Origin of the sequence: Dysgonomonas gadei ATCC BAA-286 (assembly GCF_000213555.1) — a bacterium.
Taxonomy (GTDB): Bacteria; Bacteroidota; Bacteroidia; order Bacteroidales; family Dysgonomonadaceae; genus Dysgonomonas; species Dysgonomonas gadei.
On the sequence record NZ_GL891979.1, the window covers coordinates 155,533 to 172,558 of the forward strand.

The window sequence follows — 17,026 nt, forward strand, 5'->3', positions numbered from 1 at the left end:
ATATCGTTATGATAAAAACACATTGTGCAAAAAAGATGCGATCCTTGCATTCTTGCATGTTAATGATGCTCTTTGTTGTTTTGATACCTATGTCTTTATGGGCGCAAAACAAGACCATTACCGGAATAGTTGCGGACGAAACCAATGAACCGGTAGCCGGAGCAAGTGTCGTGATTAAAAATACCACTGTTGGTACTATTACAGATATCGACGGTAAATATACTATTCAGGCACCGGACAATGCTACCCTGGTATTTACATTTTTGGGATATAGTCCTAAAGAAGAAAAAGTAAGCGGACGCAGCCAGATCAATGTTTCACTGACTTTAGATGAGACTACGCTCGATGATGTGGTAGTTGTCGGATATGGTGTACAGAAAAAAGTAACACTAACCGGGGCTGTAGCCGGAGTTAAGGGATCGGAAATGATAAAGACCAAGAATGAGAATCCGCAGAATATGCTTACCGGTAAAATTGCAGGTGTGCGTGTATGGCAAAAAAGTGCAGAACCAGGTACATTTAATAATAATTTCGATATTCGTGGTTTGGGCGCTCCGTTGGTAGTTATCGATGGTATTCCCCGTACTACAGCCGATTTTCAACGTTTGAACGCTAATGATATCGATGATATTTCTGTCCTGAAGGATGCATCAGCCGCCATATACGGTGTACGGGCAGCTAACGGGGTTGTACTCGTAACTACTAAGAAAGGATCGAAAGACGGGAAAACCTCAGTTTCCTATAATGGTACATATACATTCCAAAAACCTTCGGGTATGCCTGTCCTTGCCGATCCGTATCAGACAATGACATTGTACAACGAACAGGCGATGAATAATATAAGTGGGGGAAGCATCATATATAAAGAATCTGATTTTGAAGCTTTCCGCAACGGTACCCGTCGCACTACAGATTGGACAAATCTGGTATTTTCAGATTATGCTCCGCAAACCCAGCATGATTTAAGCATTACGGGAGGAAACGATAAGACCCAGTATTACATAGGTATGGGATACTTCTATCAGGAAGGTTTTTTCAAATCGGGAGACCTTAATTATGATAAATATAATCTGCGTGCCAATATAACTACTAAAATTGTAAACGGATTAACATTTGATATTAATCTGAGCGGCGTAGCTGATGAGCGCAACAATCCGTACACAAGTGCGGTTGACATTATACGCACATATTGGAGACAAGGTGTATTGTATCCCGCATATGCCGATCCGGATAATACAATGCTCAATTATCAGGGGCTTGAATTACAGGAAAATGCAGTGGCTCAGATGAGTTCTGATGTATCCGGATACAGGAAATATCAGCAAAAATATTTTCAGTCATCGGCATCTCTTAATTACGATCTGGGTGTAATAACACCGGTATTAAAAGGTTTATCGGCAAAAGCTCTGGTTAGTTATGACTACCGCACCGATAATAATACAGCCTATCGTAAAGAGTATTACCAATATGCTTATAATGAACTGACCGATTCTTACGATCAGGCATTATTCAATACGAGTTCACCAAGCAGATTGCGCCGTGAAACATATAATAAACAGCAAATCCTGAGCCAGTTATTACTCAATTATAATCGTAGTTTCGGTGAGCATACTGTTAGTGGAGTTGTTGGTCTGGAAACTCAGAAGCGGACAGGAGATAACTTCTATGCACAGCGTGAGCTTGCTTTTTCTACAGATTATCTCTTTGCAGGTGTTGATGAAAATCAACTGGGAAGCATGAATATAGGAAATAATGACCTTTATGAAGAAGCTAACTCTGCAATGATAGGCAGGGTAAATTATGCTTATGCAAATCGTTACCTGCTTGAAGCTCAATTCCGTTACGACGGATCATCAAAGTTTGCAAAAGGGCATCAGTGGGGTTTCTTCCCATCTGTATCGGCAGGTTGGCGTGTATCCGAAGAGCCTTTCTTTAAATCTGTTTCAGCCCTTTCTTTTGTCGACCAGCTAAAACTGCGTGCCAGCTATGGGGTATTGGGAGATGATTTGGCAAACGACTGGAATTATGAATGGGCAAACGGCTATAACTATCCAGCGACAAATTCAAACGGGGGAAGCGGATATTATAATCAATATGCACCGGGATTTATCTTCGGAGATAAGTATGTTTCTGCTGCTGCTACCAAGCCACTGCCTAACATTGCAATTTCGTGGTACGAATCACGTACGCTTGACCTTGGGGTAGATTTTGAGGGATGGAATGGATTGTTCGGTTTTTCTTTAGACTATTTTGATCGCCGTCGTACAGGTATGTTTGCCCGCCGCAAAGGAGACCTTCCTACTGTAGTAGGTGCTGAGGCTCCTAACGAAAATCTGGATAGCGACCGTCACTTCGGTATGGACCTTGAACTTACGCATCGTAATAAAATAAATGATTTTTCTTATAGGATAAAGGCAATCGGTACAATTACGCGTCAGAAACATATGGTTGCTTCGGAAAAAGGACCATGGGGCAACTCTTACGACAGATGGCGTAATGATAACCTTACCGACCGTTATCAAGGAGTACAATTCGGATATACTGGTGCCGGACGTTATCAAAGCTGGAAAGATATATGGTCGTACCCGATTTATAAAGACCGTGGAATTTTGCCGGGGGATTATAAATATGAAGACTGGAACGGCGACGGTGAAATTAACGGACAGGATATGCATCCTTATGCTTTTGACCAGACTCCATGGTTGAATTATAGTATAAATTTTGACTTCGCATATAAGAATTTCGACCTGAACATACTATTGCAAGGATCGGCTCTCGGCTCAATGAAATATGAAGAACCGTTATATGCAATTTGGGGAAGTAACGGTGGAGGTACGCTGGTACAATTCCTGGACCGCTGGCATCCGGTAGATCCTACAGCAGATCCTTACGATCCTGCTACAGAATGGGTGAGTGGTTATTATGGCTATACAGGACATTATCCTGATGCAAATTCATCTTTCAACCGTGTGAGTACGGCTTATCTCCGTCTCAAAAGTATAGAACTTGGCTATACACTGCCTCGGATAAAGGCCTTATCGTCTATGAACCTGCGAGTATTTGCCAATGCGTATAATATGTTTACTATAACAGGAGTGAAATTCGTGGACCCGGAACATCCGGATAGCGATAATGGAAGGTTATATCCACTTAATAAAACTTACACCATAGGTATGTCTCTTACATTCTAATAATTAGTGTCAGTTACGAAATAATAAATATGAAAAATATGAAAAAAATAATAATACTGTCCTTGCTAAGCATTTTTCTTTTCTCTGCTTGCAACGATCTGGATATTGCACCTAAGAATCTGATTACTGATGAGGATATTCTGACTAACGAGTCCGGTATGGAAATTTATATGGCAACAATGTACAGTAATATGCCATTTGAAGATTTCAAATATATGGGCGAATGGGGTGTCGAGTTTAACGCATGGTTGGGTTCGATGGGTATAGAAGGTACGGGGGAAGCTCTGAACCGTGATGGAATTTGTAAGACTTTTACAGGTGAGAGAACTGCATATTGGGGTAATGCCTTTTCTCTGTTGCGTAAAGCAAACTATTTACTGGAAACATTGCCGCAGTATCAAGGTTCTTTCCAGGAACAAAGCTATAACCATTATTTAGGAGAAGCTTACTTTGTACGTGCTTTTGTATTTTATGCCATGGCCCGACGTTTTGGAGGAGTACCTTTAGTGACCAAAGTCATTCAATATCCTAACGATAAAGAAGCATTGGAAGTACCGCGTGCCAGTGAAGAGGAAACATGGAATCAGGTACTTGCCGATTTTGATAAGGCAGCCGGTCTGTTGAGCCCGACCAGCCCTAAATCGGGTTATTCTAATAAATATGTAGCTTTGGCTTTTAAAGCGGAAGCCATGTTATATGCCGGAAGTGTGGCTAAATATAATGAGACAGTGACAGGTCGCCTGACAGGATTGGGACAAAAGACCGGAATACGGGTAATTGGCTTTGGTGCAGATTCTTGGCAGGCTGCATCCAAGAAGTATTTCACTGAAGCATATAAAGCTGCGCGTGAAGTGATGGAAAGTGGGAAGTATTCACTCTATAAGAAAAAGTGGTCGGCAACAGACCGTGATGCACAATATCAGAATATGGTAGATATGTTTAGTGATTTGAGTAGTCCCGAGAATATTTATGTGAGACAATATGTATATCCTACGCTGACACATGGCTATGATGCATATAGTGCACCATTTATTTTCCGCGCGCCGTTATCTTCAGGGACATGTCCTACTCTTGACTTTCTAGAGCTTTTCGATGGCTTTGACCGCTATGCGGATGGAACCGTGAAAGTTACAAGCGGGACGTCGAATACTACAGGAGATTATCTGCTGTATGACAAGCCGATGGATTTCTTCAAGAACGCCGAACCGCGTTTGCGCGCTTATGTGATTTTCCCCGGAGATATGTTTAAAGGTAAAGAGATTGAGATACGTGCCGGTGTATATACCGGATCAACACCAGTCAAGCCATTCTTTAAGGACTATTCCTATGCTAATGCCGAAACATATTACCAACATTTGGATGCTTATACTCAAAAACCAAAAACATTGTATCTGAGCCCGAAATCAGAAAATGTGGAAACTGTTGATTACAACGGACAAAAGATGAATGCGTCCGGAGCAAACGGTCCGTTCTATGATCAGGGAGAATCAGCAATGGCAGGATTTTATGGACGGAAATGGCTTAATTCAAATCCGGCATTTGTTGCGGCAGAAGGAAAATCTGAGCAGCCATTCATCCTGATGCGTTACGCTGATGTATTGCTTAATGCAGCAGAGGCAGCTGTAGAATTATCTCTGGCCGGAGCCGCTTCTCCTGATGGGGCCGATCTGTTGCAGGTAGCTACCGATGCAGTGAACGAAATCCGTGAACGTGCAGGGGCAACGCAACTTACAAGTAAAATTGCATCGACAGAAACAGGGCGTAATATTGTACGTAAAGAACGTCGTAAAGAGCTTGCTTTTGAACATAAGACAAAATGGGATTTGAGACGCTGGCGTGTTCAACATTATGACGGACGTGACGGATTCTGGGGCGAAGCACGTAATAAAGATGCATTTAGTAATAATTCGCGCTACCGTTTCCGCGGCTTATATCCGTTCTTTTCTACTACTACAGGAAAATATTTCTTCGATGCTCATTTCCAAATGGTAGGCCTCAAGACTTTTGAATATAATCCGATTGATTATTATTTTGAAATTCCGGGCGGTGAAGTATCTAAGAGCCTGGTAATCGACCAACAACCAAATAGATAATGAATAATAATAAAACACAGAATATGAAAAAAATAGTATTTTATTCTTTAATGTGTGCGTTGCTTTCTTTCAGCTCCTGCGATTTGTTTAAAGTAGATAACTATGAAGAACCGGAAGAAACATTGGAAGGAGCAGTAGTGGATGTGGCTACCGGAGAACCTGTACTCACAGATCAGGGTAGTGAAGGTATTCGCGTACGTCTGACAGAGCTTAGCTGGGGTGAAAATGTTACACATAACCCAGATTTTTATTGTATGCCTGACGGTACATTCAAAAATACCAAGTTATTTAAAGGTAATTATAATATCCGTATCGATGGGCCATTCATTCCACTTGTTCGCGAATCAGATGGTATGCTCCTTGCCGATGATACTCAAACAATGGATATTAAAGGGACGACTAAGGTTAAGTTCGAAGTACAACCTTTCCTTAAAGTGGAATGGATAGGAGAACCGACGGTTTCTAATGGTAAAGTGAAAGCCCAGGTGCGGGTTACACGTGCTGTGTCTGAAGATGATTTCCGCAATAAAATAGAGCCAATGGGCGGTTATAATAGTAGTTTTCTGAATATGACAGATATACAGTTGTTTGTCAGCTATTCATCTACAGTGGGTTACCGTGCCCGTGACGAAAGGTGGTCGAATGAGATTCAATATACAGGTTCGGCGTTCAACTCTTTGTTTGGACAAACAATCACCATCGAATCTAAAGGAACTATTCCTGCCGGACGTACGGTGTTTATCCGTGCTGCTGCGCGTATAAACTACGATACTCCGAAAGGTAGTGGTACCCGCAGGTGGAATTATAACGAGGCTATGGAGGTAATGGTTCCATAATATTGATAATAAAATAGTTTTTAAGGTTTAGAGCTATTACCTTGCTGTTTTAGCTTTAAACCTTAATTTTTATTTTAAGGCTTTGTCATTAGTAAAAATGCAATTAAATTTAAGGAGAAAACCGGATCGGCAGTACATTAAGGACAAATTGTGTCTGTCATACCATGAATGAAGAAGAGTCTTTAATGTATAAAAGACATTTATCATCGGTGATATTTTTGTATTAATCCGGAACGACTAAGAATAAAATAGGATATAGTTATGAAAAAAAGTGTATTAATCTTATTCCTTTGTGGGCTCACTCTTCTGCCAAAAGCCCAGGTCAAAGACAATGTTAAAACTACATTCCAGACTTCACGCGAGTGGAGGCCGACAATAGATAACAGGGCAGATGCTGTTATGGTATATGGAGTAGGTGGAAATCCTTCCGACAAATCAAAAAGAATACCCTTCGAAGAACGTGTACAGTCTTGGCGCGACAGAGGCTATACAGTCCATTTCATGACAGGAATAGCATGGGGTGAATATCAGGAATACTTTACCGGCCAGTGGGATGGAAAAATGCATCTGGACGAAGGGCAAGTACAACAAAACGGTGATACAATATGGCACGGACATATGGTGCCTTATATTGTTCCCACTGAAAATTACCTGAAATACATAAAAGAAAAACATGTGAAACGGGTGATTGATGCCGGTATAGATGCCATCTTTATGGAAGAACCGGAGTTCTGGGCCCGTGCAGGTTATAGTGAGGCCTTTAAACGGGAATGGAAAAGTTACTATGGCTTTGACTGGAGGCCACAGCATGAGTCTCCCGAAAATACCTATTTGTCCAGTAAACTGAAATACCAACTATATTATAATGCTTTGAAAGAAGTATTTACATATGCCAAAGAATACGGTAAGAGCAAAGGAATGGATGTGAAGTGTTATGTGCCTACACATTCTCTTGTAAACTATTCGCAATGGATGATTGTTAGTCCCGAAGCCAGTTTAGCGTCTCTGTCGTGTGTCGATGGATATATAGCGCAGGTGTGGACAGGTACGTCGCGCGAACCAAACTACTATAATGGTAAGGCAAAAGAAAGGGTTTTCGAAACAGCTTTTCTGGAATATGGATCAATGGAATCCATGACAGCTCCCACAGGTCGTAAAATGTTTTTCCTGACCGATCCTATCGAAGATTGGCCTAGAGACTGGGCTGACTACAAAAAGAACTATCAGGCAACCTTTACGGCACAATTATTATATCCCAATATAGCCGATTATGAAATAATGCCCTGGCCCGAACGCATTTATGAAGGACTTTACAGGACTAGCCCGGATAGTGACAAGAGGGAAAGGATACCGAGACATTATTCTACCCAGATGCAGGTAATGATAAACTCTCTGAATCATATGCCTTTGTCGGACAATAAGGTAACGGGTTCAGCAGGGATAAGTGTGTTGATGGCTAATTCGCTCATGTTTCAACGGTTTCCTACACATGTAGGGTACGAAGATCCTCAATTGTCGAACTTCTACGGACAGGCTCTGCCTTTCCTGAAACGGGGAGTACCTGTAAAAACAGTTCATATTGAAAATTTAGGCTATAAAGAGGCTTTGGCCGATACCAAGGTATTACTTATGACTTATTCCAATATGAAACCATTGTCGCCGGAAGCTCATACGCACATCGCCCAATGGGTAAAAGATGGTGGTATACTGGTGTATAGCGGACTCGACAGTGATCCGTTCCAGACTGTACTGGAGTGGTGGAACACGGGCGGTAACAACTATGCAGCACCTTCCGACCATTTGTTTAAGCAGATGAACATTGCAGCATCCTCTAAAGAAGGAGAATATAGCTACGGGAAGGGTACTGTATATATTATCAGGACTGACCCGAAGAATTTTGTGCTGGAAAATGATAATGACAAGCAACTGATTGAAGTTGTGAGAAAAATGTATGAACAGAAGGCGAAAGCGGGTAAGTTGCTCTTCAAGAATAATTTTTATCTTCAACGAGGAGTTTATGATCTGGTTGCTGTTCTGGACGAGAGTGTAGGTAATGAGTCATATCTGATAAAAGGTACCCTTATAGATCTCTTTGATCCTAAGTTACCGGTATACAAGTCTAAAATGATACAGCCCGGTGAACAGGCATTTTTCTTAAATGTAGACAGGGTTCCTGATAAACAAAAACCGCAGGTTCTTGCCGCGGCATCCCGGGTTTATGAAGAAAAAACGGAAAAGGATTCTTATTCGTTTGCAGCAAAGAGTCCGGTCAATACCACAAATATATCGAGGATTTTACTTCCGCGTAAACCGGTGAGTGTGCAGGTTGATGGTAAAGAAGAACTGGTTTCCGGATCTTGGGATCAGCAGTCCAAAACTTATTTGCTGGAATTTGAAAATAATCCCGAAGGTGTATCGGTAAATATAAAATGGTAACTTATATAGAATACACAGAGAAAATTAAATAAGGTACGTTACTCTATATGAAATAAGGAAAGATAGACAGAACAAATAATAGTGAGCAGAATATATTTTACTTTGTCGTCCGTGAGCTAAGGAGGCAGACTGAAGTATGTTCTGCTCTATGTTTTTATACGGAATAGGGTCATATTTCATACTCACCGGAGATTTGAAGAAATATAACTATAGCTCGATCCAATGCACCAAAAGAGAAAATATAATAGTAAACCAGATTAATAAAAGGAATAGTTCTACTGATAAGACACGAAAATTAGCAGTTGTAATTGTTGGTCTAATTTGCATATATTGACTAAGTTTAGTTAAAACCTGACACTTCTTACAGAATTTTCATTGTTTTCATCTCTCAATTTTTACACTAATTAACTATGTGTGATTAAAAGGTAACAAAGGTAACAGTCTTTACAGTAAACAGTAATACAATTTTCTCAACTTAGTACTTATTACTCAAAACTCATTACTTGTTAAAAGGTAACACAGGTAACACGGAAAACAATTAAGAATTAAGAATGAATAATTAATAATTAGCTTGCTGAGTAGAGCGAAGACTCTCACCAGTGAACAGTCGTCAGTTAGCAGCTTGTATCTCGTGTCTTGTTTACTCGTATCTCATATAACTTTCAACTTAGTACCTAAAACTTACTACTTATCCCAATACTTCAAAGAACTACAAGCTAACAGCTAAAGGCTATCCGCTATATATAGATAAATTTTTTCAGAAAATAAATTACAATAAGTTTAAATTCTTATTTTTGCATGCAAACAATTTCAGATTTAGAATATTATAGAAGAAGCGACAGTTAAGAGAAACGGTAAGCCGTAACAAAATATTCTGGATGAGATTGTAGAACCTGATTGCTAATGGTCCAATTTTTTTTGGTGTTATTCACCTTTGCCTATGTATTTGCGGCAAAAAGATTGTTTGTTTAACAGAGAATACATGATATTCTGTAGATATTTACTCACCATATCTTTATTCCTATTTGTTGTTTCCAACGATTGTTACCAATAGCAAGATATATACGAGTTCAACAGACTCGAAGTTGAATGTAAGAACTATTTTCATTTTTAATGAGAGACCCTATTGATAATTTTGTAGATGATTCTTCCTTATGGAAAAGCTTTCTGGCCGGAAATGATATCGCATTTACGCATATTTATAAAAAATATGTCCAGACTTTGTTTCACTATGGTATGCAATTTTCATCAGATAGGGAGCTTGTAAAAGATTGCATTCAGGATATCTTCATTAGTTTGTATGATAATAAAGAAAAGATAGGTTTTACCGATAACATAAAATTTTATCTTTTCAGAATTTTGAAAAACCATCTGATAAATACTCTAAAACGTCATCAAACTCATATAGCGTTTATTGATTCTCAGGAAAAGCAGGTAGAAACCTATACGGAAGACACAGCCGAGACATTGTTGATAGATATGGAAGTGGATATGTCTGTTAAAGCAACTGTAGACAACGTGATGTCCCTGCTCACCACCAGGCAGAGGGAGATTATATATTATCGTTTTGTAGAGAACATGAGTATTGATGAAATCAGTATTCTTACGGAAATGAATTATCAGTCTGTAGCGAATGTTATACAACGGTCATTAAAAAAAATAAGAAGTTTTTATAAAAAATCAGAATAAAACTGAGTATAAAAAGAAGGTACGTTTGTTTATTTACTAAATGAACGAAAAAAGTATGCCTGAGAATACTCAAAAATCAGATTATTTAAACTATTCATTTGAAGATTTCCTTCAAGACGATTTCTTTATTTCTTCAGTCAAAGAACCATCCGAAGAATCTGAAATTTTTTGGACTGATTTTCAAAACAGGAAGCCTGATAATATTCAAGAGTATATACAGGCAAAACAATATCTCCAATCTATAGCTGTTCAGACCGACCCTCTGTCTGATGATGAGATATCGCATATGTGGAACAATATTTCTTCACATAGAGAGGAGAATAAGAAACATAAGAGAGGAAAGTTGCTGTTTATTACCATCGGAGTGGCAGCAAGCATAGCTGTACTTGCTATCTCATTCCCTTTTCTTTCGAATATATTTTCCGATAAAAATACATCAGATATAGTTGCTTACGCGGATAAAAATAAAGTGGAAGTACCCGATAATTCCGAAATACAACTCGTTATATCCGATAATAAGACTATACTTTTTGAAGAAAAAGAAGCGACGATCACTTACGAACAAAATGAGATAAAAACAGAAAAAGGAGTTCTGGAAAAAGAAGAGTCTGTAACTATACATCAATTGATTATACCAAAAGGCAAACGCTCCGTACTTACCTTGTCCGATGGCTCTAAGCTATGGGCTAATGCCGGTTCGAGGGTTGTTTATCCAAGCGAATTCGGTAAAGATAAAAGAGAGATATATGTCGATGGCGAGATATTTGTAGAAGTTGCTAAGGATGCGAGTAAGCCTTTTTTTGTCAGGACAAAAGATATGAGTGTGCAGGCCCTGGGTACAAGTTTCAATGTAATGGCTTATGAGTCTGATGCGTTGAAAAGGGTTGTTTTAGTTTCAGGTATAGTAAAAGTAGAAACTAAGGAATCGAAAGGTGCGATATTGAATCCCAATACAATGTTCCAGTTTCAGGGAGGCGATGAGAAAATAATTCCAGTCGAAGCGGATACGTATATCTCATGGATAAAAGGACTTTATTTGTTCCGGAATGAGAGATTGGGAGTCGTATTCGAACGGTTGTCCCGATATTATGGAATGCAAATAGAATGCAGTCCGGAAGCTGCGATGATAAGATGTTCCGGGAAACTCGATTTGAAAGATAACATCGAGGAAATAATGAAAGGATTGTCTTTCGACGGGAAAATCATTTATTCGAAGGAAGGAAATGTATATAAAATAAATAAAAACCAGTGAAAAAGTACCATTTAAAATAAATATTAACCTTAAATCAGTAAAACGCCTATGTAAAGAAACTTACAAAAAAATTGGATGGTAGTACCAGTACCATCCAATAGAATTTAAACTGTTAAAACTGTACGAAGTCTAACCTTTAAATCATAACAAATGTATGATAAAAAAACGTTTTTTTAGCATAAAAGATGCTAATATTAGAAAAACATTGCGGATTATGAGACTGATTATATGTTTCCTGCTACTAGGAATAAATCTGTCATATGCCGTGGAAAGTTATTCTCAGACAACAAGAATCTCCGTTAATTTAAAGAATACACCCCTAAAAGAAATTTTCTCGGAAATAGAAAAGAACACTGAATATGTTTTTTTCTACTATGATGAATCTGTGGATTTGAATAAAAGTATGACCATAGACATGAAAGGTCAGACTATCGACAAAGTATTGAAAGAGCTTTTTAAATCCACTGATTATATTTACACAGTATCCGACAGGCAGGTATTTGTGTCCAGAAAGCCGGCATCTGCTACCACCCAGCAAAATCAGAATAAAATTACTATCAGGGGGAATGTAACGGATATGAAAGGTGAGCCTTTGATCGGGGTTTCTATCATTGTCAAGAGTAATCCAAGTACAGGCACAGTAACAGATACCGACGGAAATTATTCGATAAATGTACCCGATAAATATACCGTGCTACAATACAAATACATAGGCTTTCTACCTAAAGACGAAACCGTAGGTGAGCGCAAAATAATAAATGTAATAATGCAGGAAGATGTCGGGCAGCTGGACGAGGTCGTAGTTGTCGGGTACAGTACGCAGAAAAAAGAATCTGTAGTAGGTTCCATCTCTACTATCGAGCCCGGAAAACTAGCCGCCGGAACCACCCGCTCGATGAGTAATAACCTTGCAGGACAATTGGCCGGGGTTATTGGCGTGCAACGCTCGGGAGAGCCCGGTTATGACAATTCCAACTTCTGGATACGTGGTATCAGTACATTCCAGGGCAATCGTACACCATTAGTGCTTATCGATGGTATTGAACGTTCATTGAATAATATCGACCCTGAAGAGATCGAATCTTTTTCTGTGTTGAAAGATGCGTCTGCCAGTGCCGTATATGGGGTGAGAGGCGCAAATGGAGTAATACTTATCAATACAAAGCGCGGGCGTGTGGGTAAGCCAACTGTTTCTTTCAAGATGGAGCAGGCAATCACACAACCGACTAAGATTCCTGAATTTGTCGGTGCCGCCGATTACCTCGAAGTAATGAACAGTATACGTCATGAGAGTGGGAAAGAGCCGATGTATAGCCAGCAGCATATCGATAATATAAGGAATGGGGTAGACCCTGATCTATATCCGAGTGTGGACTGGATGGATGCGATACTTAGAGACTATGGCACTAATACCAGAGCTTCTATCGATATTAACGGGGGATCGGAGGTATTACGCTATTCTTTTGTCGGAGCCTTTTATCACGAAGGGGGAATTCTTGAAAGAGATAAAAATCAGGGATGGAATTCTTCTCTCAGGCTGAACAGGTATAACATGCGCTCTAATGTGGATATAAACCTGACACCTACTACTTTGGTAAGGTTCAATATCGGAGGTTATATGCAGGAACGTACATCTCCGCCGCAGAGTATTGATAACCTTTTTGCAATGGCTTATCAGACACCTCCATACCAGCATCCTACGCGCTATTCCACAGGTGAGATTCCGCAAGTACCACAACGGGTAAATCCCTGGGCATTACTTACACAAACCGGCTATGAGCGGATTGTACAGAGTAAGATTGAATCTCTGTTTGTTGTGGAACAGGATTTGAAAATGTTCCTTCCCGGATTGAAAATCAAAGGAACATTCTCCTTTGATAATTATTCCGACAATAGTGTGAAAAGAGGTAAGAGTCCCGATTATTATAATCCTGCTACAGGGAGAGACGCCGAAACAGGCCAATTGGAGCTTGTTGTATCTTCATACGGGCAGGAATTCCTGGATCATTCTGTAGGAGCTAATTTTGGTAATAAAAATACCTATCTGGAAGGTACGCTTACATATGACAATACATTCGGCGACCATACCGTAAATGCTTTATTCCTCTATAATCAACGAAACTACGATGACGGAGGCAAATTACCGTTCCGTTTTCAGGGAATAGCGGGTCGCTTGTCGTACACGATGAAAGGAAGGTATATAGGTGAGTTTAATTTTGGTTATAATGGTTCCGAAAACTTTGCTAAAGGCAAGCGTTATGGTTTCTTCCCTTCGGTTGCTGCCGGATGGATTTTATCGGAAGAACCCTTTATGCAAGGAGTAAGAAATACCCTGTCTAAAGTAAAATTCAGAGGATCGTGGGGGCTTGTAGGAAATGACCGTTTTAAGATAGGTGATACAGAATACCGATTCCCGTATATTTCTACCATAAACAATACAGATGGTTATGTATGGGGGTATAACAGGGATGAATTCGGGAGAGCCGGACGCTGGGAAGGAAATATCGCGAATACAGGCTTGAAGTGGGAAACTGTAGCCAAGACAAACTTAGGTTTAGAACTAGGCCTGTTCAATACAATCGAATTACAGGTGGATTACTTTATGGAAAAACGAAGGGATATTTTCATGCGTCGTACCACGATGCCGGCTTCTGCCGGATTTGTCGATATGCCTTTTGCCAATTTCGGTAAAGTAGACAATAAAGGTGTGGATATGGTGCTGGATGTCAATAAACAAATCAATAAAGATTGGTTTGTATCGGCAAGAGGTACATTCACATATGCAAAAAATAAGATTATAGAACAGGATGAATCATTAGGAATAATCGGTACAAACCGTTCGTCTACAGGGCTTCCGGTAGGACAGATATTCGGATTGGTAGCCGAAAGGTTATTCACTGATGATGATTTTGCGGATGTGGAAAACGGTATTCTCAAAGACGATATACCGACGCCAACTTTTACCTCGTCGGTACGCCCGGGAGATATTAAATATGTTGATGTTAACGGCGATAACAGAATCGATGCTCTGGACAGGACAAATCTCGGTGGAACTGTCGATCCTCAGATTGTATACGGATTTGGAGCCAACCTCAGGTATAAAAATATCGATTTCGGCTTTTTCTTTCAGGGAAACGGTCATACTTACCGTATGATTGGCCGTGAAGCTTATTTTATTCCCGGCTCAGGTCTGGGTGGAGTAGGTAACTTCTTTACAAATGTCGGAGACAGGTGGACTATCGAAAATCCAAGACAGGATGTTTTCTATCCGAGACTTTATGAGGGGCTGAACGAAAACAACTATCAAGAGTCTACATGGTGGATGAAGAATATGAAAATGCTGCGCCTGAAAAATATCGAACTCGGCTATAATTTCCCTGTAAAGATGGTTCGTAAATTCGGATCATCTGGAGCAAGGATATTCGGTCGAGGGACTAATATACTGACTATGTCCGACTTTAAGTTATGGGATCCTGAAATCGATTCTGACAGGGGGAGTAAATACCCGCTGGTGAAATCATATTCTATCGGTCTAAATATCAGTTTCTGAAACATCAAAATCGAAAATTATGAAAAAAACAATATATAGATTTCTTTATCTTTCGCTTATCCTCCTTTTAGCAGGAGGTATGAGCTCCTGCTCAGACTTTTTGGATAAAGAGCCTGACGACCAGTTGACTCTGGATATGATATTCAAAGACAAGACCAGAACCGAAGACTGGCTGGCCGGGGTATATTCCAATATCCCTGATACATACTGGACATATGCCAGAGGAATGGATCCTTTGGGAGACGACCTGGCTCCATCTACGGGATGGCTTCAGTTTGGATGGAATATTATCGGGAAGCAACAGGGAAACTGGAATCCTACTTCTGACTGGGTGCCGAATTACTTCAATCAGCTTCCGAAAAGAATCCGTGCCGCTTATATCTTTATTGATAATGTAAGGGCAAATGAAGCTCAATTGGTTACTGAACAAGAGGTACAATATATGAAAGCTGAAGCGCGCTTTCTCATAGCATATTATTACTATTTGTTATTGAATTATTACGGATCTATACCTTTGCAGTTAGGTTTGGTGGATGTAAATGCTCCGGCATCGGAACTGATGATACCTCAGAAGCCTTTCGATGAAGTAGTTGACTGGATAGATCAGGAACTGGTTGCGGTGTCAAAAATTTTGCCTCCATACTACAATGAATCAAAAAAATATGGAAGGGTCACATCTATTGCATGTCTGGCGGTAAGAGCGCGGATGCTGTTATTTGCAGCAAGTCCTTTAGTAAATGGAAACTCCGACTATGCCAATTATACAAACAGTGAAGGCACTCCTATATTTAATTCTACCCCTGATGCTTCTAAATGGGCAAAAGCGGTAAAAGCAAACATGGATCTGATAGAACTGGCCGAGAAAAACGGACATGCTCTGTATTACGAATATCTGAATAATGGCGAAATCGATCCATTCCTTTCGTATCAAAATATGTTGTTCCGCAAATTCAACGAAGGTAATAAAGAGATCTTATTTGCCAGAAATCCAGCGGAAACATGGGAATATGACAGGCACGCACAGCCTCGTGGAACCGGTGGTAATGGCGGAATGGGTGTAACTCAGTCTTTGGTCGATGCTTTCTTTATGAAAAATGGTTTACCGGCTATAACTGGATACAATGCAAACGGATCTCCAATTATAAATACGGCATCGGGTTATACTGAAACAGGCTTTTCAACGGCAGAAGAAAAACGGAATACAAAATGGATCGAAGTAAAAGGAAATCGTGATTCGGACTCTAATCCAGTTACTCTTGCTGACACTTATAATATGTATTGTAACCGTGAGCCACGGTTCTATATATCGGTGCTTTATAATGAATGTTGGTTCAGACGAGAGAACAGGACTACCCGTTTTTATAGCGGGGCATGGGATGGCGGACCTACGCACGATGCACCTCAGAACGGATACCTTGTAAGAAAGAAAGTACATCCTGACCACGACCCGCGTAATAATGTGAATCCATACCGTCCAGGTATTTTATTCAGGCTGGGAGAATTTTATCTTAATTATGCAGAGGCATTAAATGAATCAGAACCGTCTAAGACTACGGAAATCTTATTTTACCTGAATAAGATAAGAGAAAGGGCAGGTATACCAATGTATGGTGCTGGTGAAGGACAAATTGCAGTGCCAAGCGGACAGGATGCAATGCGTGAAGCTATTCGCCGCGAGCGCAGGGTAGAGCTCAATTGCGAAAATGGAACCAGATGGGATGATATCAGGAGATGGAAACTAGGGGAGAAGTTACTAAATGGTGATTTCTGGGGAATGAATTTCTCCGGTACGGACAAGAGTGACGATAAGAATAACGATAAAGCTTTCTTTGTAAGAAAAGTCTATCAGAAGCGTGTGTTTACCAAGAAAAATTATTGGGTTCCGATACCACAAGACCAGATAGACAAGAATCCGAATCTGCGTCAATTACCATTTTGGGAAACATCAGAATAATTCTAACCCGTGAAAATGATATAAC

General features: G+C 40.0%; 8 protein-coding genes. All 8 read left to right on the forward strand.

The window, feature by feature from the left end; all coding sequences use genetic code 11:
* The first annotated feature begins 8 nt into the window (after positions 1–8).
* On the forward strand, positions 9–3,191 hold the full coding sequence (locus HMPREF9455_RS00625) for a SusC/RagA family TonB-linked outer membrane protein (RefSeq protein WP_006797623.1): 3,183 nt from the start codon (positions 9–11) through the stop codon (positions 3,189–3,191).
* A gap of 38 nt (positions 3,192–3,229) precedes the next feature.
* Entirely contained in the window at positions 3,230–5,284 is a 2,055-nt protein-coding gene (locus tag HMPREF9455_RS00630; RefSeq protein ID WP_044215381.1) for a RagB/SusD family nutrient uptake outer membrane protein, read from the forward strand.
* A 23-nt stretch (positions 5,285–5,307) separates the two neighbouring features.
* The gene (locus tag HMPREF9455_RS00635; RefSeq protein ID WP_006797625.1) at positions 5,308–6,120 is read left to right on the forward strand and encodes a DUF3823 domain-containing protein; all 813 of its coding nucleotides are present in this window, start codon (positions 5,308–5,310) and stop codon (positions 6,118–6,120) included.
* A gap of 261 nt (positions 6,121–6,381) precedes the next feature.
* On the forward strand, positions 6,382–8,556 hold the full coding sequence (locus HMPREF9455_RS00640) for a hypothetical protein (RefSeq protein ID WP_006797626.1): 2,175 nt from the start codon (positions 6,382–6,384) through the stop codon (positions 8,554–8,556).
* Between the two features lie 1,113 nt (positions 8,557–9,669).
* Positions 9,670–10,245 carry an RNA polymerase sigma factor gene (locus tag HMPREF9455_RS00645; RefSeq protein WP_006797627.1) on the forward strand — a complete coding sequence of 192 codons (576 nt, stop codon included), beginning with the start codon at positions 9,670–9,672 and terminating at the stop codon, positions 10,243–10,245.
* Between the two features lie 40 nt (positions 10,246–10,285).
* Entirely contained in the window at positions 10,286–11,497 is a 1,212-nt protein-coding gene (locus tag HMPREF9455_RS00650) for a FecR family protein (protein ID WP_052303033.1), read from the forward strand.
* Between the two features lie 154 nt (positions 11,498–11,651).
* On the forward strand, positions 11,652–15,047 hold the full coding sequence (locus HMPREF9455_RS00655) for a TonB-dependent receptor (RefSeq protein ID WP_006797629.1): 3,396 nt from the start codon (positions 11,652–11,654) through the stop codon (positions 15,045–15,047).
* A 19-nt stretch (positions 15,048–15,066) separates the two neighbouring features.
* A complete protein-coding gene (locus HMPREF9455_RS00660) occupies positions 15,067–17,001 on the forward strand; it encodes a RagB/SusD family nutrient uptake outer membrane protein (RefSeq protein ID WP_006797630.1) in 1,935 nt (644 codons plus the stop codon).
* Positions 17,002–17,026: the final 25 nt, after the last annotated feature.